The organism is Paraburkholderia sp. UYCP14C (genome assembly GCF_004197395.1).
Lineage (GTDB): Bacteria > Pseudomonadota > Gammaproteobacteria > Burkholderiales > Burkholderiaceae > Paraburkholderia.
This window is the reverse complement of the sequence record NZ_SELS01000041.1, coordinates 1-19,220: the sequence shown is the minus strand read 5'-3', so window position 1 is coordinate 19,220 and position 19,220 is coordinate 1. Positions and strand designations below refer to the sequence as shown.

The following is a 19,220-nucleotide window of genomic DNA, read 5'->3' as shown; positions in this document are numbered from 1 at the left end:
AGATTGAAATGGATGAAATAGGCATGGATATCTGTTTATTATGACCGAGCCCGCCTAAGCTGTGTTTAACCCAACACCGCAACAAGGAGCCCATCATGCCGCTGACCCGAATCTCCCTGCGCGCCGGCAAGCCGGCCGACTATCGCCACGCGCTGACCGCCGGCATCCAGCGCTCGCTGGTGGACACGTTCAACGTGCCGAAGGACGACATGTTCATGCTGATCACCGAGCACACGCCCGACAACATGATCTACGACCGGCAGTACCTGAACATCGAGCGCGGCGACGATCTGGTCGTGATCCAGCTGACCGTCAGCAACACGCGCTCGGTCGAGCAGAAGAAGGCGCTGTACCGGCGCATCGTCGATGAACTCGGGAAGTCGCCGGGCGTGCGGCCCGAGGATGTGTTCATCAATCTCGTCGAGGTCGAGAAGGAGAACTGGTCGTTCGGCAATGGGCTTTGCCAGTACAGCTCCCCGTTGTAGCCACGCGTTGAGCGGCCGGGGACGCCCCGAGAGGGCCGCTCGGAGCATTGCTGGACGGTGGAGCGGCGCAGCGCGCGGTCCGGCCGGTCGCTTGCGGGTGCCGGGAACGGCAGCGAAGCCTCGTACTTCGACGTGCGTGGGCGCCACGTCTGTTTCGCAGGTGGAGCTGCTTGCGGACCAGGCGACGTCAGTACGCGCCGAAGCTTTTCGCCCGTGCGATCAGTGCTAGTCCGATAACGGCGATACCGGAGAAAAACGCGGGTAGCAGGAAAACGTTCGGAAGGCCCAACAACGCGACCCCGAGACCGCCCGCCAAACCGCCCAGCGCCGACGCAAGCGCCGTCGAGCTCATGAAGATTGCCGACGCCGTCGCCACCGCGTTCGGCAGTAAGCGTTGAGCCACGATGATGCCCAGAACCATAAAAATGCCCCAAACGCCGCCCATGAGAATCTGTCCGGCAAACATGCCGGCTGCGGAAGGCCAGAGTGCGAAACACAGGTTGGCGAACACCCCCAGAGCGGCTGCGACGCACATCAGCCCCGCATTGCCGAGCTTACGACCGAGCCCGAGGCTAAACGGCATGATCAGCAACTCGATGAACGGCTGAATCCCGATGACCGCCCCTCGTACGGCGGGACTGAGCTTCAGGTGTTCCTCCATATAGACCAGCAGAAAGCCGTACTTCACCGGCTCCCCTGCATAGACCAATACGAACAGTCCCGTAAACGTCAGCAGCGGAAGCATGGCGCGAAGACTTGCATGATTTGCAGGCGCACTCGCCGACTGGGGTTGGAGCTTGACGGCCGGTTTCAGCGCGCCGAGCGGCACGATCTGAAGAAGCGCGCAAACAGCGGTCATCCATAGCATGATCCGAAGGCCATAGGCCGCCGCCACCGACGCTCCCAACACAGGTCCGACGATCCAGCCGCCGGTAAGCGCCATGCGGATGATGGCAACGACGCTCTCGTTCGCGTCATGGGGCTTCTCGTCAAGTTCATCGTGGACAGCCGCGAAAATTTGCGAAGCGGTCGCGCCGGAGAAAGCGAGCAAGACGATGGCGATGACGAACGGCACCCAGACCGAAGTCGAGAGGGCCACCGCGGCCCACCCCACGAATCCTGCGACAGCACAGAGGCGGAAGAGACCAAGTCGATTCCCTGTCCGGTCGGAGTAGCGACCGACGAAATACCCCGCAACCGGAGCCGCGAGACTGGTCAAGTAAAAGAACCCCGCCAACTGGAGCGAAGCGCCGAGTTCCTTGACCAGAAACAGCACGATCTGCGGTGCTGCCGCAGACACGCCAAGACCCGACAGAAACATCGCAACCGTAGAGCCAAGAAAGAGTCTCGACGTCAGGACCTGCCGCAACGGGGATGGGTTGCCGGGTTCGACGGATATCGCGATGGATTCACTACCTGTTTGGTCAGACATCGGGCAACGAGCTCCGCCGTTAGAAATGAACAGACTCGTGAGTTCACCGCGACGGAACTTCGTCGGTTGCGCATTCGGCGAACAGGATAGAAGATGAGTCGCTGTGTGGAAGCGCTTCCGCATTACCGCGTACTATGCGCAAACGACGATTGCAACGCACTAGGAATTTATCCTGAGTTAGGACCTTGAGAACCCGCGCGAGCGGCGCAAAGCGAGCGCGGCGGTTAGTCCTTGCCCCACCGCCAGCGCGGCGGCTCGCCCTTGAGCCAGCACACGGCCACGAGGGCCACGGTTAATAGCGCGACCAGCAACGCGAACGTGAGCGGATGACCCACGGGTTGAAACAGGAAAACGACTGCGCCGAGCAACACGAGATACGCGAGCAGCGTCAGCCATCCTTGCCAGCGCACGGGAAAGCCCCAACCCCAGCCATAGCGTTTCGCCGGGAACCAGTATTCATGCGAGGGTGACATCGCGCGGTCTCCAGATTCGGGCGCTCGCTCATTGTCGACGATTCACCGTCGGCCGGGGCGTACCCATTGCCGGATCGAAGCGGTGCTTCACGACGGCGCCTTCCGGCGGCACACATCGAGCACGAGTTGCCGCAGCCAACGATGAACCGGATCGGCGTCGACGCGCGGATGCCACATTTGCGAGACCGTGATTTTTTCGGTTGTGACGGGAAGATCGAAGGTGAACACGCTGGCCGATGCTACGGGTTCCTGACTCTCCGATTGAACATCGCGCTGACCAAGCAGGAACGACGCCGGCACGAGCGCGATCAGATCCGACGCGCGCGCGACCGCGAGCGCGGCCGGAAAACCCGGCACCACGGCGACGACCTTTCTTTCCAGCCCCAACGCGGCGAGCGCGACGTCGACCGGGCCGCTGCTACGCCCGCGCCGTGAAGCGACGACGTGTCCGAACGCAACATATTGCGCGGCGGTAATCTCGCGCTCCGCTTCGAGCGGATGCCCCCTTCTGACGACGCCGATAAAACGATCCCGAAACAGCGCCTGAATGCGTATTTCCGGTCCCATCTCGCTCAAGACACCGATCTCGAGATCGGCCGATCCCTCGCGTAGATGTGCCGGCGTCTTCTCGGTTTTCGGCGTGAAACTGATCCGCACGTTCGGCGCACGCGCCGTTGCCGCGGCGATCACCGACGCGCCGAATGCTTCGACGAAGCCGTCGTTGGCGCGGATGGTGAATGTCCGCTGCAGCGTGGAAAAATCAGGCTCTGCCGTCGAGGGGCGCAGCAGGTTCCGCGCTTCGTGAGCCGCATCGCGCGCGCGTTGGCGCAAGGCCTCGGCATGTGGAGTCAGCACCATCTGGCGGCCCGCGCGAACCAGTAATGGGTCGCCGGTCGCTTCCCGCAGCCGGGCCAACGTCCGGCTCATTGCCGACGCGCTCAATCCCAGCCGACGCGCAGCGCCGACCACACTTACCTCGCCAAGCAGGGCGTCCAATGCAACGAGCAGATTCAGGTCGGGATCGGGCATGGCCGATCCTAGCATGCGGTATCCATACATGGCGTCTCGTGCATCTTATAAGTGCAAACGTTGCGTCTTCCGCCATCTATGACGCGTGACTATATTTCGTGGACCGACTTCAACCCGAGTTCATCGGCAGGAAACGCCCCATGCAATCCGCAAACCGCCAAAAAACCGTGCTTCTGATCGGCGCCTCGCGCGGTCTCGGCTTCGCGATGGTCGAGGAGTACCTGAAACGCGGCTGGCGAGTCATTGCCACCGGCCGGCAGAACTCCACGGCGAGGCTCCTCCAGCTTGCGAAGACGTCAGATGGAGCACTCAAAGTCGAAACGGTCGACATCACGATTCCCGAACAGGTCGCCGCGTTGCGCAGCCGCGTCGAAGGACGCCCGCTCGACCTGCTGTTCGTCAATGCCGGCGTCAAGAACGACGATCGTGAAACGATCGCGGATGTATCGACCGACGAATTCGTGCGTGTGATGGTGACGAACGCGTTGAGCCCGATGCGGGTCGTCGAGACGCTGCAGGATCTGGTTCGACCGACCGGCACGATCGGCGTGATGTCGTCGGGGCAGGGCAGCGTCGCCAACAACGAGAACGGCAACTACGAGGTCTATCGCGGCAGCAAGGCCGCGCTCAACATGTTCATGCGCAGCTTTGCCGCGCGTCGTCGAAGCGATGGCAAAACCTTGCTGCTGATGGCGCCCGGCTGGGTGCGAACCGATATGGGCGGGCCGGACGCGCGGCTGAGCATCGACGAAAGCATCCCGAACCTGGTCAGCACGATCGATGCTTACGAAGGCCGTACCGGTTTGCATTACCTCGACTACCTCGGCCGAGTCGTGCCGTGGTGAGCGGGCAAGCCTAGCGGCTAGCGGCAGAAGAGCGCGTCGCTATAATGATTCGCCGCCCAACCACGTACCCTCGACCACTGTCGGCCATGACCATCGACCATCCCGATCCTCCCCGCGACGGCCTCGAACTCGGCGGCTCCGTCTGGTTTCAGGCCGGCACGCAGACGCTCGGCGGCGCGGCCCGCATCGCGCTGCTTGCGGCGATCGGCGAGACCGGCTCGATCACGAGCGCGGCGAAGGCGGTCGGCATCAGCTACAAGGGTGCGTGGGATGCCATCGACACGATGAACAACCTCGCCGGCGAGCCGCTGGTCGTGCGTCTGACCGGCGGCAAGGGCGGCGGCGGCACGACGCTGACGCCGCGCGCGGTGAAGCTGATCGACACGTTTCGCGCGGTCGAGCGCGAGCATCGGCGCTTTCTCGAACGCGCGGGCGCGGCGATCGGCGAGGGCTTCGCAACGGACTGGGACCTGATCGGCCGCATCGGCGTGAAGACGAGCGCGCGCAATCAGTTTTACGGCAGGGTGTCGGCGATCGAGCGCGGCACCGTCAACGACGAAGTGTCGCTCGCGCTGCCCGGTGGCCACACGATCGTCGCCGTGCTCACGCACGAGAGCACCGAAGCGCTCGGGCTCGCGGTCGGCGTGGCGGCGTTTGCGCTGATCAAGGCGTCGTGGGTCGTGCTATTCGTCGCGGCTGGCGGCGATGGCGATGCGCCGTTGCAACTGTCGGCGCGCAATCAGTTGCGCGGCACCGTGCAGAGCGTAAAGCGCGGCGCCGTGAACGCGGAAGTGTCGCTCGGGCTCGAAGGCGGCGCGGTGGTGACCGCGGTCGTCACCAATGGCAGTGTCGATACGCTCGGTTTGCACGAAGGCGCGAGCGCGGTCGCGGTGTTCAAGGCGTCGAGCGTGATACTCGGCGTGAAGAATTGAGCGTAGCCGGGGCTGAATGAGTGTTCGAAGCGAGGGCGCAAAGCCACGCTCTCAACGAGGCGACGCCTCGCTGCGCGCATACCCGGCGAACGGATGATCCTCACGCACGCGGCCGTCGCTGACCTGCACGACCTGATCGCCGAATGCGGCGACGTCGTCGGGATCGTGCGTGATCAATACCATCGGAATATCGAGCCGCGTTTGCAGGTCCGATAGCTCGCGCCGCATACGCTGGCGCAGCTCGCTATCCAGCGCGGAAAACGGCTCGTCGAGCAACAACAGCCGCGGCTGTGAAACCAGCGCGCGCGCAAGCGCGACGCGCTGTTTCTGCCCGCCCGACAGTTGTACCGGATGATTGCCCGCCACGCCCCTCAACTCGAGCGCGTCGAGCCAGTAATCGACCTGCGCATGCGCGCCGCGCGCACGCGGATTGAGCCAGCCCCGGTGCAGCCCGAAGCCGATGTTCTGCCGCACGTTCAGATGCGGAAACAGCGCGTAGTCCTGAAACAGATACGCGATCTTGCGCGCCTGCGGCTTCTGATCGATGCCGGCCGCGCTATCGAACAAGGTGGTGCCGTGCAGCGTGATGGTCCCTTGATCGGGGCGCAGCAAACCGGCGATCGCCTGCAAGGTCAGGCTCTTACCCGCGCCCGACGGCCCGAACAGCACGAGCCGCTGCGTGTTGGCGCTGAACGCGACGTCGAGCGTGAAGTGCCGCTCGGCGGTCTCGAAGGTCTTGCGGATGGCGACGTCGAGCGGCATCTCAGCGGGCTCTCAGAAGCGTGTGCTGCGGCACGAGTCGCCCCGCGAGCAGCAGGATCGTCACGCACGCGACCGAAGTTACGAGCACGAGGAAGTTGGCGGTGCTGTCGTCGCCGGCCTGCACCGCCGAATAGACCGCAACCGACAGCGTCTGCGTGCGGCCCGGCAGATTGCCCGCGATCATCAGCGTCGCGCCGAATTCGCCGAGCGCGCGCGCGAACGCGAGCAGGCCGCCGGCGAGGATGCCGCGCGCGGCGAGCGGCAGCGTAACGCGGAAAAACACCGCGGCTTCGCTGACGCCGAGCGTGCGCGCCGCGCGCTCCAGCTGCGGATCGACGCCTTCAAAGGCGGCGCGCGCCGACTTCAGCACGAGCGGAAACGCGACCACCGTCGATGCGATCACCGCGCCCTGCCACGTGAAGACGAGCTGGATGTCGAAGCGATCGAGCCACGCGCCGATCACGCCGCGTCGGCCGAGCAGCACCAGCAGGTAATAGCCGAGCACGGTGGGCGGCAGCACGAGCGGCAGCATCAGCAGCGAATCGATCACGTCGCGCGCGCCTGAGCGCCAGCGCGACAGCCCGAGCGCGGCCGCGACGCCGAACACGAGATTCAGCACGGTGGCCCAGCCCGCGACCTTCAGCGATAGCAGCAGCGGAACCCAGGCCTGTTGCATGAGCGTGTGCTCTCCCGTTAATCAGTGCGCCGGCTTGAAGCCGTACTTCGCGAGCACCGCCTGGCCGGCCGGCGACAGCACGAAGTCGATGAACGCCTGCGCGTCGGCCCCGTGACGGCTGCCTTCGACCTGCGCGATCGGATAGGTGATCGGCGTTTGCGTCGGCAGGTTCAGCGCGACCTTGACCTTGTCGGGCATGATCGCGGCGTCGGTGCCGAACACGAAGCCGGCATCGACTTCGCCGCGCGCGACGTAATCGAGGCTCTGACGCACGTTCGCCGCGAGCACCGCCTTCGCGCTGACCGCGCCCCACACGCCCGCGGCCTGCAGCGCGCCTTGCGTGTAGCGGCCGACCGGCACCGAAGCCGGATCGCCGAATGCGACGCGCTTGACGTTCGCCGTGGTCAGCGCGTTCAGGTTGGCGGGCGCGAAATGGCTGTCGGCCGGCACGATCAGCACCAGCGAGTTGGCGGCGAAGTCGCGTCGCGTGGACGGCACGATCACCTTTTCGGCGGCGGCCTTGTCCATTGCCTTCTGATCCGCGGACGCGAATACGTCGGCGGGCGCGCCTTTGACGATCTGTTGCATCAGCACGTCGGACGCACCGAAGTTCAGCAGAACCTTGGTGCCCGGATGTTGCTGCTCGAAAGCGTCGCCGACCGCCTTGAACGCATTGGTCAGGCTCGCGGCGGCCGAGACCACCAGTTCATCGGCGTGCGCATTCACGCTGAGCGCTACGGAGACAGCGGCTGCGACGCACAGCGCGAATTGCTTCAGATGGCAAGAGAGTGTCATGAAGACCTGGAGTCGGACGTGGATGAGATGCGGCGGCTCAAAAACGCTATCGTAATATATGCGCGGTTATAGCGGTGTGCAAAACGGCCGACTCGGCGTAGCGTTTCACGCATGGCGTGAAACGCTACGAAACTGTCGAAGAAAGCTTGAAAACGCGCCGGAAGGAGGGGCGCAGCGTGCTCAGACGTCCGACGCGCGCATCGGCTGGAGCGTATTGCGCGTTTGCGACATGCGCGTCTGCGACAGCGGCACGGCCGACGGCCGAATGTCGCGTACAGACTTCCATTTCGCGCGAATGAACGGCCGGTCATGGCCGGACACCTTCAACGCGATATGCGTGACCCAGCGCTGCGTAGGCACGTGCACGCCGTGCATCACGATTGCCAGCACCATCATGCTGGCGGCAACCGGCAGCGCCGACAGCCTGCCCGGCTCCGCATTCCACGCGATGCGCACGAACACGAGCGCGGCTAGCGCGCCGACGAGGCAGCCCGTCACGGCTTCGGACGGCGAATGCGCGCTCAGCACGACGCGCGAAAAACCCACCGCCAGGCCGGCGGCAAGCCCCGCCAGCACGCCGAGCAGCCGGATGACGCGGCGCGCGGGCAATAACATCAGGAACAGCGCGACCGGATAGACGGCCGTGGACAGCATGGAATGCCCGCTGACGCCGGTGAAATCGAGCTCGCGTACGCCGACGCCCCAGCCGAGGAAGGCGATCTTGGTGACGGTCACGAGGCCGATGGCCGCCCCGAGCAGGGCGAGCCAGCAGGCCGCGAGCCGCCACGAGTAGCCGACCGCCAGCCACAGCGCGATGGCGAGCGCGAGCGGCAGCGTCAAGCCGGCGCCGCCGAGGCTGGTGATCGAATACCACAGGTGGATGGGTAAATCGGGCATGGCTGGAGCGCGACGCGGGTCGCGTGAAATCGGGTTGGTGGAAATCGGCGCGCGGCCGGCACGAAACGCCGGTGCGGCCCGGATCGACACGTTTGGAGATCAACCGTCAGTATAGTCGGGTGTCGCAAGACGGTCTTGCGGCGCACACCGCTTTCGAGCGCCGAGTGTGGGCTGCCGAACAGGTATTGAAGTAGTTTGACGGCAGGCCCCCAGCAAGGTTCGCCGCGATTCAAATCGGCACGAAAAGCGACGCCGGTGTTCAGCAACGCATGAAAAATGATGTTATTGTGCATTGCACAACTTCATCTGATCCGCTGTTTTTTGGGTCTGCATTTGTCCCTTTTGCGAGGTTATCGCCGATGGCAAAAAGCCTGTCGAAAATCTGGCTGCGCGGTTTCAAGCGCCTGCTCGCGATCCAGACCGAACACGCGCAAAAAACCGCCAAGCGAACACAGTCGCGACCGGTTCGCGCCGCCACCACCAAACCGTCGAGCAAGACTCATCCACTGAAGCCGACTGCCGCGTTGCGCACGCCCGCGAAACGCGAAGCGCCGCGCGAGTCGCGCGTGCGTCCGCGCGCGACCGCGTGGGCGAGCGGCGCGTGGACGCGCTCGTTCCATTCCGCGCCGGCCGCGCCGGGCCGGCTGGTCAATCACCTGCAGTACGGGCTCTATGTCCCGTCCGGGCACGCGCACGAGGCGATGCCGCTGGTCGTGATGCTGCACGGCTGCACCCAGTCGATCGACGAATTCGCCGAAGGCACGCGCATGAACCTGCTCGCCGACCGCTACGGGTTCGCGGTCGTGTATCCGGAGCAATCGAAGCACGCGCACTCGCACCGCTGCTGGCACTGGTACGACGCCGGCGAACACGCGGGCGGCGCGGAAGCGCGCGCGGTCGTGTCGCTGGTGGAAGCACTGGTCGAACAGCACGGCTTTGACCGCGAGCGCGTCTACGTGGCGGGGATCTCGGCGGGCGCGGGGTTGACCGCGCTGTTGGCCGTCAAGTACCCCGCACATTTCGCCGCTGTCGCGCTGCATTCCGGCCCCGCTTTCGGTGAGGCCCGCTCCGGCATTACCGCAATGGACGTGATGCGGCGGGGCGCGCGTCGCGAGCCGGTCGAACTCGTCGACGAAACGACGAACGTCGCGCAGTATCCTGGCATGCCGGCTCTGATCGTCCACGGCGACGCCGACCATGTCGTCACACCGGTCAACGCGGACCAACTGGCGACACAGTTCCTGCGCCTGAACCGGCTCATCGACGCAAACGGCGCGCGCAAAGCCGGCGAGACGCGCGAAGACCGCAAAAATGGCGTCGTGATGCGCGATTATCTGCGCGGTGGGCGGCGCGTGGTGCGTCTGTGCCGCGTGCAGGGACTTGGTCACGCCTGGGCCGGCGGCGACGATGCGCTGCCGTTCCATTCGTCCAAGGGCCCCGACGCGAGCGCCATGCTGTGGGAGTTTTTCCGGCATCAGCGTCGCACGGACGCGGGCCGTATCGCGGAAGGATTAGCGGCGTCGTCGCTCGGACCGTGATGTCCGAGCAACACCTCGAAATTGACCAGTAGCGCGAATCTAGGGTTTTCCCTATAATACGGGTTATCCCTTAGGCGTAAACGCCTAGCTTCAATTGTCGAGGTCAACCATGTATCTGATTAGCCGCCTGTTCCTGTTTTTGACCAAGTCGCCGGACCAACTCGCGAAAGAGCGCGCTGACGCTTATCTCGCCGAAGCGACCGACCTCTACGACCTCGAATTCCGGATGCGCAAGCTCGATCGCGAAGCGAATCTGCGTGCGCCGTCGTGGATGAGCCAGCACTACGGCTAAGCCGACTGCATGAAACCGGCATCAGGCCGGCAGCAATCGGAACATCGGCGCGTGGTGAGGCGCCGGTGTTTGGGGTTGGCCAGCAAGGCTATCGCCCTATATCGCGCAGTCCCCTTCGCTCATCGCGCGGCCTTCGCGCCCGCTCGGCAGGCTCCGCTCAAGCAGTCGGATTCAGCTGCCACAACGCGTAGTTCAAGAGCGCCGCGTACGTGACCCAAATGACGTACGGCACGAGCAGAACGCCCGCGAGGCGATCGCGTCGCCAGAACACATAAGTCAGCATCACGATCAGCACCAGCAGGATCAGGATGTCGACCAGCCCCGCCTCCGGCCGATGCAGGCCGAAAAATAGCCACATCCACGCAGCATTGAACAGCAGCTGCACGACCCACAGTACGATCGCCGCGGTCAAACCGTCGCGCTTCCACACGCGCCACGCGGAAAACGCCATCAACACGTAAAGCACGGTCCAGACCGGCGGGAAAACCCAGTTCGGTGGATTGAATACGGGTTTTTGCAGACCCGTGTACCACGCGTCCGGCAGCGACAGACTCGCGGCCCAGCCGGCCGCCAGCGTCAGGATCAGGAACACGAGCAGCGACGGCAGACGGCGCATCTTCACCCCCTTCAGACGTTCTTATTCAATGATGTGAGCGGGCACTCACTTGCCGTATCGGGCCAGTGTGCGCACGCGGGCCTGTGCGTGATCGACGATCGGTTCGGGATAATTTCCGCCCAGCACCACGCCGAACTCCGCGAGCCGCTCCGCGCCCGCCAGCCATGGCGCGTGAATCCATTTTGCCGGCAACTTCGCGAGTTGGGGCAGATATCGTTTGATAAAGCGTCCGTCGGGGTCGAATTTTTCGGATTGGGTCACCGGATTAAAAATGCGGAAGTAAGGCTGCGCGTCGCAGCCGGTCGAAGCGGCCCACTGCCAGCCGCCGTTGTTCGCCGAGAAATCGAAGTCGTTCAGCAGATCGGCGAAATAGCGCTCGCCGAGCCGCCAGTCGATGCCGAGATCTTTCGCGAGGAAGCTCGCCGTGACCATACGCAGGCGGTTGTGCATATAGCCGGTCTGGTTCAACTGCAGCATCGCGGCATCAACGAGCGGATAGCCGGTTCGGCCATCGCACCACGCGGCGAACGCTGCGTCGGCCGAGCGGCCTGTTTCCCAGCGCAAATGCTCGTATTCCGGCTTGAACGATGCGCCCTTCGCGATGTGCGGGTGGTGCGCCAGGACCATGAAGTAGAAATCCCGCCAGATCAGTTCCGACAACCAGGTCGCCGCGCCTTTGCCGTCGGGTTGCAGCGACATTTCGTACGCGAGCCGCGCCAGTGTCCGGATCGACACCGTGCCGAAACGCAGATGCACCGACAGATAGCTCGGCCCCTTCACGGCGGGAAAATCGCGCCGATCCGCGTAGCTATCGATGCGCGTCAGAAAGTCGTCGCGCAGCTGCCGGGCGCCGCTCATGCCGGTGGGCAGTTGCAAGTCCGTCAGGTTGCTCGGCGCGAAGCCGAGTTGATCGAGCGTGGGCAACTGGCGATCGAGCTTGCGCGGCGGCGGCGCCAGATGCTTCGTGTAGGTCTCTACCGGGTAGGGCTTCAGGTCGAACGCGCCCAGTTGCTTGAGCCACGCGTTCTTGTACGGCGTGAAGACCGCGAACGGCTTGCCCTGCCCGTTCAGCAACTCGTCGCGTTCGAAAATCGTCTGGTCCTTGAAGGTTAGCCACTGGCGGCCCGCTTCCTCGAGACGCTCGCCGACGGTGGCGTCGCGCACGATCGCGACCGGCTCGTAGTCGTGATTCGCGAACACCGCATCGACGCGCAGCTCCGCCGCGAGCTTGGGCACCAGTTCAGCCGGATCACCGTATAGCACGACGAGGCCGCCGCCGTTCGCACGCAATGCGTCGTCGAGTTCGGCCAGCGAAGCCAGAATGAAGTCGACGCGGCGATCCTGCACCGGCTCGCCGGGGTGGCGCGTCTGCCAGGTATCGACGATCGGCTGCAGGATCGTCGTGTCGAACACGAACACGCACCAGACTCGCTCGCAATGCTTGAGCGCGTAGTACAGCGCGGCATGATCCGTGCTGCGCAGATCGCGGCGGAACCAGACGAGGCCGGAGTCGAAGGTATCGTGCAGGCGGCGGGCGCGTGTCATCGGGAGGGGCAGTCGGGATGAAGGAGGTTGAGCACCGGCGTCGCAGGTTGCGTGCCGCGCGCCAAAACGGGCAGCGCCCGGCCCTATTGTGCAGGGTACGGGCGCTGGTCGCGACGGCGCCGGATGGTGCGCCGTGCGCGGTTCTTCGGGCATGTTGATCGGCGCGGCGACCGACCTGAACTTAAGCGACGTGCAGACGAACCGCGACGTTGTCACGCGTGGCGTTCGAGTACGGGCAGACCTGATGCGCCGCGTCGACCAGTTCCTTCGCTGCGTCCGCAGCGAGACCCGGCAGCGTGATGCGCAGATCGATGTCGAGCGCGAAGCCACCCTTGTCGTTCGGGCCGATGCCGACCTCGGCGGAAACCTGCGTGTCGGCCGGCAGTGCCTGCTTGCGCTGCCCGGCGACGAACTTCATGGCGCTCAGGAAACAGGCCGAGTAGCCGGCCGCAAACAGTTGTTCGGGATTTGTGCCCGCTGCACCGGTACCACCGAGTTCACGCGGCGCGGCCAGCTTCACGTCCAGTGCATTGTCCGACGATACGGCACGGCCGTCGCGGCCGCCGGTGCTCGTTGCGCTTGCCTTGTAGAGGATGTTCATCGTGCAGCTCCTAGTCTGGGGTATCAGGGTTGGCATATTTGCCGCTGGCTGCCGGTCCGCCGGTTTGGCGAACCGCTAGCGAAGCGGCATGTGAGTAAGATAGCGTACAAATCATTTGTGTACAAATGAATTTTGCGGTGAAACCTGAACTAGTCTTTTTCAGTTTCCGCGCTACTGGTCCATGAAATCGTTGAGCGTCGTGCGCAGGCGCGTGAGGTCGTCGCGCAGCCGCAGCAGGAAGTCCGGCGACTGCTGCGTCGCGCAGAGGATGTCGCCGGGCACGTCGCGCGCCTGACGCTTGAGCGCCTTGCCCGCGCCCGTGAGACGAATGTAGACGAGGCGCTCATCGTCGGTGCCGCGCACGCGCTCGACGAGGCCCTGTGCTTCGAGACGCTTGAGCAGCGGCGTGACCGTCGCCGGATCGAGATTCAGGCGCGCGGCCATGTCCTTGACGGCGACGTCGTCGGTTTCCCACAGCACGAGCATCGCCAGATACTGCGGATACGTGAGCCCGAGGTTTTCGAGCAGCGGCTTGTACGCTTTCGTCATCGCGAGCGAGGTCGAGTAGAGCGCGAAGCAGAGTTGCTCGTCGAGCGTGAAGGGGAGAGCGAGGCGCTGGGTCATGATCCATCTCGGCTAAAAGAGCGTGCAAATGGATTGCACACAAATCATTGTGCCGCAAATCGATTCAGGATGCGGAGCGTCGGGACCAGGTGTTTCGACGGAGATGCCGAGGCGATTCGCGCGGAACACGCGGCGCGCGGGCGCCAGAACGGCTCCCGCGCGGGAACGACGGATCAGGCCGCCGGCGTGGTCGGCAGATCCGGCGTTTGCGGCGTTTGCACGCCGAAGCAGCCGCGATAGGTCGCGTAGAACGAGCAGTACAGCATGGTCGTGACGATCATCGTCGCGGGCATCAGGATCGCGAACGCGAAGTCGGCCGCGCCGAGCGCCTGCATCAGCGTGGACAGCCCGAGCGACACGACCGTCGCGACCGCGAACCACAGCGCCGCGAACACGATGAAAGCGCCGCGATTGCGCCAGCAACTGACGACGCTGAAGAACATCGCCTTGACGGGCGGCACGTCGTGCCAGGCGGCGAGGATCGGCGAAAACCAGAACAGCATCGCGACCGGCACATAGAACGCGAGCGCGGTGATCACCGCGAGCGGGATGTTGCTGTTGGCGATCGTGTTCTCATCCATCGCCGCGCTGCCGAGCATCACCTTCAGCAGCATGCCGCCGTCGGCGAGCGCCGAGCCGGCCAGCACGAGCGCCATCGCGATCACATACAGCACGCCGAGCACGAGCAGCCGCCGCGCGACCAGCGGGCCATACGAATGAAAGCCGTCGACGAGGATGGTCGGAAACACCGGTTTGCCCGCGATCGTGTTGCGGCACGCGGCCATGAAACCGACCGCGACACCCGGAATGAACAACAGCGGCAACACGCCGCCGACCACCGGAATCTGCGACACGAGCGTCATCACCAGCAAATAGGTGAAGAACAGCGTCAGGAAGGCGAGCGGATTCTTGCGGAACAGCCAGATGCCCTGGCGGAACCACACGTAGCCGGTTTTCGCGGGGACTTCGATCAGTTGCATGAGGTATGGATGCCAGGATTGGCGACGCCCTGCAGGCGCTCGCGCAGAATGCGTTCGAAATGGCCGGGGTCGTGCGGCTTCAGCAGTTCGGCCGCGCGGGGCAGATGAAAATCATACAGGCGCGAGACCCAGAAGCGGTACGCGCCCGCACGCAGCATGTCGCCCCAGTGATGGTTTTCCGCGACCGTGAACGGCCGCACCGTCTGATACGCGCGCAACAGCGCCTCGGTGCGTTCGTTGTCGAGCTGGCCAGTCGCGAGATCGACGCACCAGTCGTTGACCGTCACCGCGACGTCGAATAGCCACTTGTCGCAGCCGGCGAAATAGAAATCGAAGAAACCGCCGAGCCGCACTTCGTGGCCGGTCTCGGGCGCCGCGTGCGCGAACATCGCGTTGTCGCGGAACAGGTCGGCGTGGCACGGGCCCGCGGGCATTGCCGCGTACTCGGCGGAGGCGAAGAACGCTTCCTGATGCGCCAGCTCGGAGGCCAGCAGATCGCGCTGCTCGCCTTCCAGATACGGCAGGATGGTCGGCACGGTTTCGCGCCACCACGGCAGGCTGCGCAGATTCGGCTGATAGCGCGGATAGTCGCGGCCCGCGAGGTGCATGCGCGCGAGCATGTGGCCGACTTCGGCGCAGTGCTCGACGCCCGGCGCGAGCTCGGGCGCGCCTTCGAGCTTCGTCACGATGGTCGCGGGCTTGCCGAGCAGCATGCCGAACAGCGCGCCGTCGAGGCGCGGCATCGGATCCGGCACCGGCACGCGATGAGCGGCAAGATGCCTCATCAGGTCCAGATAGAACGGCAGTTGTTCAGCTGTCAGCTTTTCGAAAATCGTCAGCACGTATTCGCCGCGCGTCGTCGTCAGAAAGAAGTTGCTGTTTTCAATGCCGGACGAAATGCCGCGAAACTCGACGACATCGCCGAGATCGTAGTGACTCATCCATTCTGCGAGTTGGGATTCGTTGACAGCGGTGAAGACGGCCATGCGGAAACGTCGGATCAGGTTGTTCGGGCTGGCGCGGTGCGGCCAGTGCGAGGTGAGACAAATGAGTGTGGCGAGCGGACGGCGAGTGCGGAACGGCGAGGTTGTAAGCGTCGCTGCATTCAGCGCAGGTTCATCGCGCGGCGGCTGCGATCGGGTCAAGCGGAGCGCGGCCGCGCCGCGGCCGCCGTTGCCGGCGTGCCGCTTTCGTAACGATCAATAGTGGAGATTCACCGACGGCAAGCGCGTACTGGGCTTGCCGCTGTCGTGCACGGTGGGCGACGTATCGGGCGATGCGCTCATTTGATAGCGGGTGCCGAAATTCGATCGCACGTCGATTTCGACCGGCTTGCCCTTGTCGCGGAATTCCGTGATTTCGGTGCCGTTCGGGGCCACTTCATGAAAGCTCGGGGTGCGCGGCACGTTGATGTCGACCTTCGAGCTGATCTCTGCGCCCGGACGATTGATCTTGTCCAGGTCCGGCAGACCGGCCCGTTCATTGGCGGACTGGGGCACGCCGGCAGGCGGCGGTTCGTCGACGGGCTGGGCAGCCATCGCGGCGTTGCCGAAGGCGAGAGCCAGCGCAACAGCGATGGGAAGGAGCGGCTTCATGGTGATTCTCCGATTGGGTGCCCAGATTCTAGCAAATCCGGCCTGACGTACGGGCGCGAAGCCTTATTTTGCGCCGCTTTCGCGCAACATGCGTGGGTTCTCGCGAGCGCTGTTGCAAGCGTCGCCGCCGACATTTGGCAACATCGGGTTCCGTGGTAATGTCGTCTCATCAAAAAGGGTGAACGATGATGAACAACGATATCAATCAGCGCACGGTGCAGACTCCCGCCAACAGCTTCCCGACCGAAGGCTTCGACGACGCGGCCGAGGCCGTCACCCGCCTCGCCGCGATCTACGAGGCGAACACGTCGTTCCTGCGCGATGCGTTCGCGCGCTATCGCCGCAACGAGCAGTTCGACCATCGCGTGCGTGCCTGCTATCCGTTCGTGCGCGTGCGCACCGAGGTCAACACGCACATCGATTCGCGCCGCTCGTACGGGTTCGTCGCGGGGCCCGGCGTGTTCGAGACGACCGTCACGCGGCCCGACCTGTTCGGCAACTACTATCGCGAGCAGTTACGGCTGCTGGCGAAGAATCATCACGTGCAGATCGAGGTCGGCGTGTCGGACCAGCCGATTCCGATTCATTTCGCGTTCGCCGAGGGCATCCACCTCGAAGGCGATCTGGATCGCGAGCGCCTGTTCCTGATGCGCGACATCTTCGATACGCCGGACCTCGCGCTGCTCGACGACCGCATCGTCAACGGCACGTACGAGCCGCTGCCGGGCGAGCCGCATCCGCTCGCATTGTTCACGGCGGCGCGCGTCGATTTTTCGCTGCATCGGCTGAAGCACTACACGGCGACGTCGCCGACGCATGTGCAGAACTACGTGCTGTACACGAACTACCAGTTCTATATCGACGAATTCGTGAAGCTCGGCCGCGGCATGATGGCCCATACCGACGACGCGGAGTTGCGCGCCTATCGCTGCGAATACACGTCGTTCGTCGAGCCCGGCGACGTCGTCACCTACAACGAGAATCTCGGCGAGCAGGCGCAGGAGGGCACGCCGCCGCCGCGTCTGCCGCAGATGCCCGCGTATCACCTGAAACGCGCGGACGGCAGCGGCATCACGATGGTCAACATCGGCGTCGGGCCGTCGAATGCGAAGACCATCACCGATCACATCGCGGTGCTGCGTCCGCATGCGTGGATCATGCTCGGCCACTGCGCGGGGCTGCGCAACACGCAGCGTCTCGGCGACTACGTGCTCGCGCACGGCTATGTGCGCGAAGACCATGTGCTCGATGCCGATCTGCCGCTGTGGGTGCCGATTCCGGCGCTCGCGGAAGTGCAGGTCGCGCTGGAACGCGCGGTCGCGCAGGTCACGCAGCTCGATGGCGCCGAGCTCAAGCGCGTGATGCGCACAGGCACCGTGGCGAGCGTCGACAATCGTAACTGGGAGCTGCGCGATCATCGCGAGCCGGTGCAGCGGCTGTCGCAGAGCCGCGCGATCGCGCTCGATATGGAAAGCGCGACGATCGCCGCGAACGGCTTCCGCTTCCGTGTACCTTACGGCACGCTGCTGTGCGTGTCGGACAAGCCGCTGCACGGCGAGCTGAAGCTGCCGGGCATGGCCGACCAGTTCTACCGCGCGCAGGTCGATCAGCATCTGCAGATCGGTGTGAAGGCGATGGAACTGCTGAGGATGAATGGGCTGCATCGCTTGCATAGCCGCAAGCTGCGGAGTTTCGCGGAAGTCGCGTTTCAGTAACTCAGGCCGACGTACTGATCAGCGGCCCACCGACGCCGGATGGGCCGCTTTACGGATGGCTCGCGAGCGCGAGCGCGAAAATCCGTCGAGGCGACGCGTGCCGGTTCAACCCTGCCCGAACCCGGTCAACCCGATCAGGCTGCCCGCGGCCAGCAGCCACAGCGGATGAATCCGCGTCTTCGTCGCGATCACGGCCGTGAACGCGGTAATCGCCCACGCTATCGCGGTCGGGTTCGACGCGCGCGCGATCAGCGCCGCGCTCGCCGCGACGAGGCCGGCCGTCACCGGCACGAGTCCGAGCTGCGCATAGCGGCGCCACGGGCGGTCCTTGAAGCGGTCCCACGCATGCAGCGCGAGGATCGTCACGAGCGACGACGGCCCGAACTTCGCAATCGACGTGACGAGCATGCCGGCCCAGCCGGCCACATGCCAGCCGATCAGCGTGACGATCATCAGGTTCGGGCCGGGCGCGGCCTGGGCGAGCGCGAACAGCGCGCTGAACTCGCTGGCCGGCATCCAGTGATGCACGTCGACCACCTGCCGCTGCATCTCCGGAAGGATCGTATTGCCGCCGCCGAACGCGAGCAGCGACAGCTGACTGAAAATCGCCGCGAGAGAAACGAGCGTGTCGTTCATCGCGCGCTCCTTGCAGCAACATAGATGCTGAGCGGCGTGAGCACGAGCATCGTCGGCAGTAGCGGCAATCGCAGCACCGCGATCGCGATGAAGCCGAGCGCGGCGATCAGCGCGGCGAGCGGCTTGTTGCGCAATGGCAGCACGACTTTGATCGCCATCGAGATCAGCAGGCCCGAGGCCGCCGCCGCAAGTCCCGCGAACAGATGGCGCACGTGCGGATCGTTCTGCGAGTGCTCGTACAGCACGCCGAGCCCGATCACCACCAGCGAAGGCCCGGCGATCAAGCCGAGCAAACCGGCCAGCGCGCCGGGCACGCCGCGAAAGCGCATGCCGATCGCGACCGACAGATTGATCACGTTGCCGCCCGGCAGGAATTGACAGAGGCCCAGCAGGTCGGTGAATTCGTCGCTGCTCAGCCAACGGCGTTGTTCGACCAGTGCGCGGCGCGCGAGCGGCAACGCGCCGCCGAATGAAATGAGGCCGAGGCCGAGAAAGCCGCCGAAGATCTCACGCAACGTCGGCGTGGGCGCGAGCGCGGCTTCGGGCGAGGTGAGTTCGTTGTTCATATCGCGAGCTTCGAGTATCAGCTGAGCAGGTTAGCGCCGAACGGCAAGCGTGCACAACGATTTGTTCGTCAATCCGGTTGACAGTAAGCGCACTGCAAACCGGCTTGTGATCGGCATAGGGGACGGCCATAAGGCCGTGCCCCTGCCACACCACCCGGCGTGCGGGTCCGCACCGGGCGGTTCGGG

General features: G+C 64.6%; 22 protein-coding genes. 6 read left to right on the top strand and 16 right to left on the bottom strand.

Annotated elements, in window-relative coordinates; translation table 11 throughout:
- Positions 1–95 precede the first annotated feature (95 nt).
- Positions 96–485 (top strand): tautomerase family protein, encoded by a 390-nt coding sequence (locus EVC45_RS29540; RefSeq protein ID WP_129961730.1) that lies wholly within the window; start codon positions 96–98, stop codon positions 483–485.
- A gap of 187 nt (positions 486–672) precedes the next feature.
- On the opposite strand, the gene EVC45_RS29535 is transcribed toward EVC45_RS29540, so the two are convergent.
- From EVC45_RS29535 to EVC45_RS29525, 3 genes are all read right to left on the bottom strand, one after another.
- Positions 673–1,917 carry an MFS transporter gene (locus EVC45_RS29535; RefSeq protein WP_129961729.1) on the bottom strand — a complete coding sequence of 415 codons (1,245 nt, stop codon included), beginning with the start codon at positions 1,915–1,917 and terminating at the stop codon, positions 673–675.
- A gap of 224 nt (positions 1,918–2,141) precedes the next feature.
- Positions 2,142–2,390, bottom strand: a complete 249-nt coding sequence (locus tag EVC45_RS29530) for a hypothetical protein (protein WP_129961728.1) — start codon at positions 2,388–2,390, stop codon at positions 2,142–2,144.
- An 87-nt stretch (positions 2,391–2,477) separates the two neighbouring features.
- Complete coding sequence (locus tag EVC45_RS29525; protein WP_129961727.1) at positions 2,478–3,419, bottom strand: LysR family transcriptional regulator; 942 nt, start codon at positions 3,417–3,419, stop codon at positions 2,478–2,480.
- Positions 3,420–3,559: 140 nt separating this feature from the next.
- Here EVC45_RS29525 and EVC45_RS29520 point away from each other — a divergent pair, with 140 nt between their 5' ends.
- Both EVC45_RS29520 and EVC45_RS29515 read left to right on the top strand, forming a co-directional pair.
- Positions 3,560–4,264 carry an SDR family NAD(P)-dependent oxidoreductase gene (locus tag EVC45_RS29520; protein WP_129961726.1) on the top strand — a complete coding sequence of 235 codons (705 nt, stop codon included), beginning with the start codon at positions 3,560–3,562 and terminating at the stop codon, positions 4,262–4,264.
- 86 nt (positions 4,265–4,350) lie between these two features.
- Positions 4,351–5,196: a TOBE domain-containing protein gene (locus EVC45_RS29515; protein ID WP_129961725.1), complete on the top strand. Its 846-nt coding sequence runs from the start codon at positions 4,351–4,353 to the stop codon at positions 5,194–5,196.
- Positions 5,197–5,247: 51 nt separating this feature from the next.
- On the opposite strand, the gene EVC45_RS29510 is transcribed toward EVC45_RS29515, so the two are convergent.
- From EVC45_RS29510 to EVC45_RS29495, 4 genes are all read right to left on the bottom strand, one after another.
- Positions 5,248–5,958: a sulfate/molybdate ABC transporter ATP-binding protein gene (locus tag EVC45_RS29510; RefSeq protein WP_129961724.1), complete on the bottom strand. Its 711-nt coding sequence runs from the start codon at positions 5,956–5,958 to the stop codon at positions 5,248–5,250.
- Between the two features lies 1 nt (position 5,959).
- On the bottom strand, positions 5,960–6,634 hold the full coding sequence (gene modB / locus EVC45_RS29505; RefSeq protein WP_129961723.1) for a molybdate ABC transporter permease subunit: 675 nt from the start codon (positions 6,632–6,634) through the stop codon (positions 5,960–5,962).
- Between the two features lie 21 nt (positions 6,635–6,655).
- Positions 6,656–7,429, bottom strand: a complete 774-nt coding sequence (gene modA, locus EVC45_RS29500; RefSeq protein WP_129961722.1) for a molybdate ABC transporter substrate-binding protein — start codon at positions 7,427–7,429, stop codon at positions 6,656–6,658.
- A 180-nt stretch (positions 7,430–7,609) separates the two neighbouring features.
- Positions 7,610–8,326, bottom strand: a complete 717-nt coding sequence (locus EVC45_RS29495) for a phosphatase PAP2 family protein (protein WP_129961721.1) — start codon at positions 8,324–8,326, stop codon at positions 7,610–7,612.
- Between the two features lie 359 nt (positions 8,327–8,685).
- Between EVC45_RS29495 and EVC45_RS29490 the strand changes: the two genes are divergently transcribed.
- Positions 8,686–9,864, top strand: coding sequence for a PHB depolymerase family esterase (locus tag EVC45_RS29490; protein WP_129961720.1), 1,179 nt, complete (start codon positions 8,686–8,688; stop codon positions 9,862–9,864).
- A gap of 109 nt (positions 9,865–9,973) precedes the next feature.
- The gene (locus EVC45_RS29485; protein WP_129961719.1) at positions 9,974–10,156 is read left to right on the top strand and encodes a DUF3563 family protein; all 183 of its coding nucleotides are present in this window, start codon (positions 9,974–9,976) and stop codon (positions 10,154–10,156) included.
- A 157-nt stretch (positions 10,157–10,313) separates the two neighbouring features.
- On the opposite strand, the gene EVC45_RS29480 is transcribed toward EVC45_RS29485, so the two are convergent.
- From EVC45_RS29480 to EVC45_RS29450, 7 genes are all read right to left on the bottom strand, one after another.
- Entirely contained in the window at positions 10,314–10,772 is a 459-nt protein-coding gene (locus tag EVC45_RS29480) for a TspO/MBR family protein (protein ID WP_129961718.1), read from the bottom strand.
- 45 nt (positions 10,773–10,817) lie between these two features.
- Positions 10,818–12,317, bottom strand: coding sequence for a deoxyribodipyrimidine photo-lyase (locus tag EVC45_RS29475; RefSeq protein WP_129961717.1), 1,500 nt, complete (start codon positions 12,315–12,317; stop codon positions 10,818–10,820).
- 181 nt (positions 12,318–12,498) lie between these two features.
- Positions 12,499–12,918, bottom strand: a complete 420-nt coding sequence (locus tag EVC45_RS29470) for an organic hydroperoxide resistance protein (protein WP_129961716.1) — start codon at positions 12,916–12,918, stop codon at positions 12,499–12,501.
- 171 nt (positions 12,919–13,089) lie between these two features.
- Positions 13,090–13,542: a MarR family winged helix-turn-helix transcriptional regulator gene (locus EVC45_RS29465; protein ID WP_129961715.1), complete on the bottom strand. Its 453-nt coding sequence runs from the start codon at positions 13,540–13,542 to the stop codon at positions 13,090–13,092.
- 173 nt (positions 13,543–13,715) lie between these two features.
- Positions 13,716–14,522 (bottom strand): BPSS1780 family membrane protein, encoded by an 807-nt coding sequence (locus tag EVC45_RS29460; RefSeq protein WP_129961714.1) that lies wholly within the window; start codon positions 14,520–14,522, stop codon positions 13,716–13,718.
- The gene (locus EVC45_RS29455) at positions 14,513–15,508 is read right to left on the bottom strand and encodes a homoserine kinase (RefSeq protein ID WP_129961713.1); all 996 of its coding nucleotides are present in this window, start codon (positions 15,506–15,508) and stop codon (positions 14,513–14,515) included. The genes EVC45_RS29460 and EVC45_RS29455 overlap by 10 nt, the downstream gene beginning before the upstream one ends.
- Positions 15,509–15,721: 213 nt before the next feature.
- Positions 15,722–16,117, bottom strand: coding sequence for a hypothetical protein (locus EVC45_RS29450; protein ID WP_129961712.1), 396 nt, complete (start codon positions 16,115–16,117; stop codon positions 15,722–15,724).
- A 188-nt stretch (positions 16,118–16,305) separates the two neighbouring features.
- Between EVC45_RS29450 and EVC45_RS29445 the strand changes: the two genes are divergently transcribed.
- Complete coding sequence (locus EVC45_RS29445) at positions 16,306–17,832, top strand: AMP nucleosidase (protein WP_129961773.1); 1,527 nt, start codon at positions 16,306–16,308, stop codon at positions 17,830–17,832.
- A gap of 105 nt (positions 17,833–17,937) precedes the next feature.
- Here EVC45_RS29445 and EVC45_RS29440 read toward each other — a convergent pair whose 3' ends face one another.
- Positions 17,938–18,468, bottom strand: coding sequence for a chromate transporter (locus tag EVC45_RS29440; protein WP_129961711.1), 531 nt, complete (start codon positions 18,466–18,468; stop codon positions 17,938–17,940).
- The gene (locus tag EVC45_RS29435) at positions 18,465–19,034 is read right to left on the bottom strand and encodes a chromate transporter (RefSeq protein WP_129961710.1); all 570 of its coding nucleotides are present in this window, start codon (positions 19,032–19,034) and stop codon (positions 18,465–18,467) included. The genes EVC45_RS29440 and EVC45_RS29435 overlap by 4 nt, the downstream gene beginning before the upstream one ends.
- Positions 19,035–19,220: the final 186 nt, after the last annotated feature.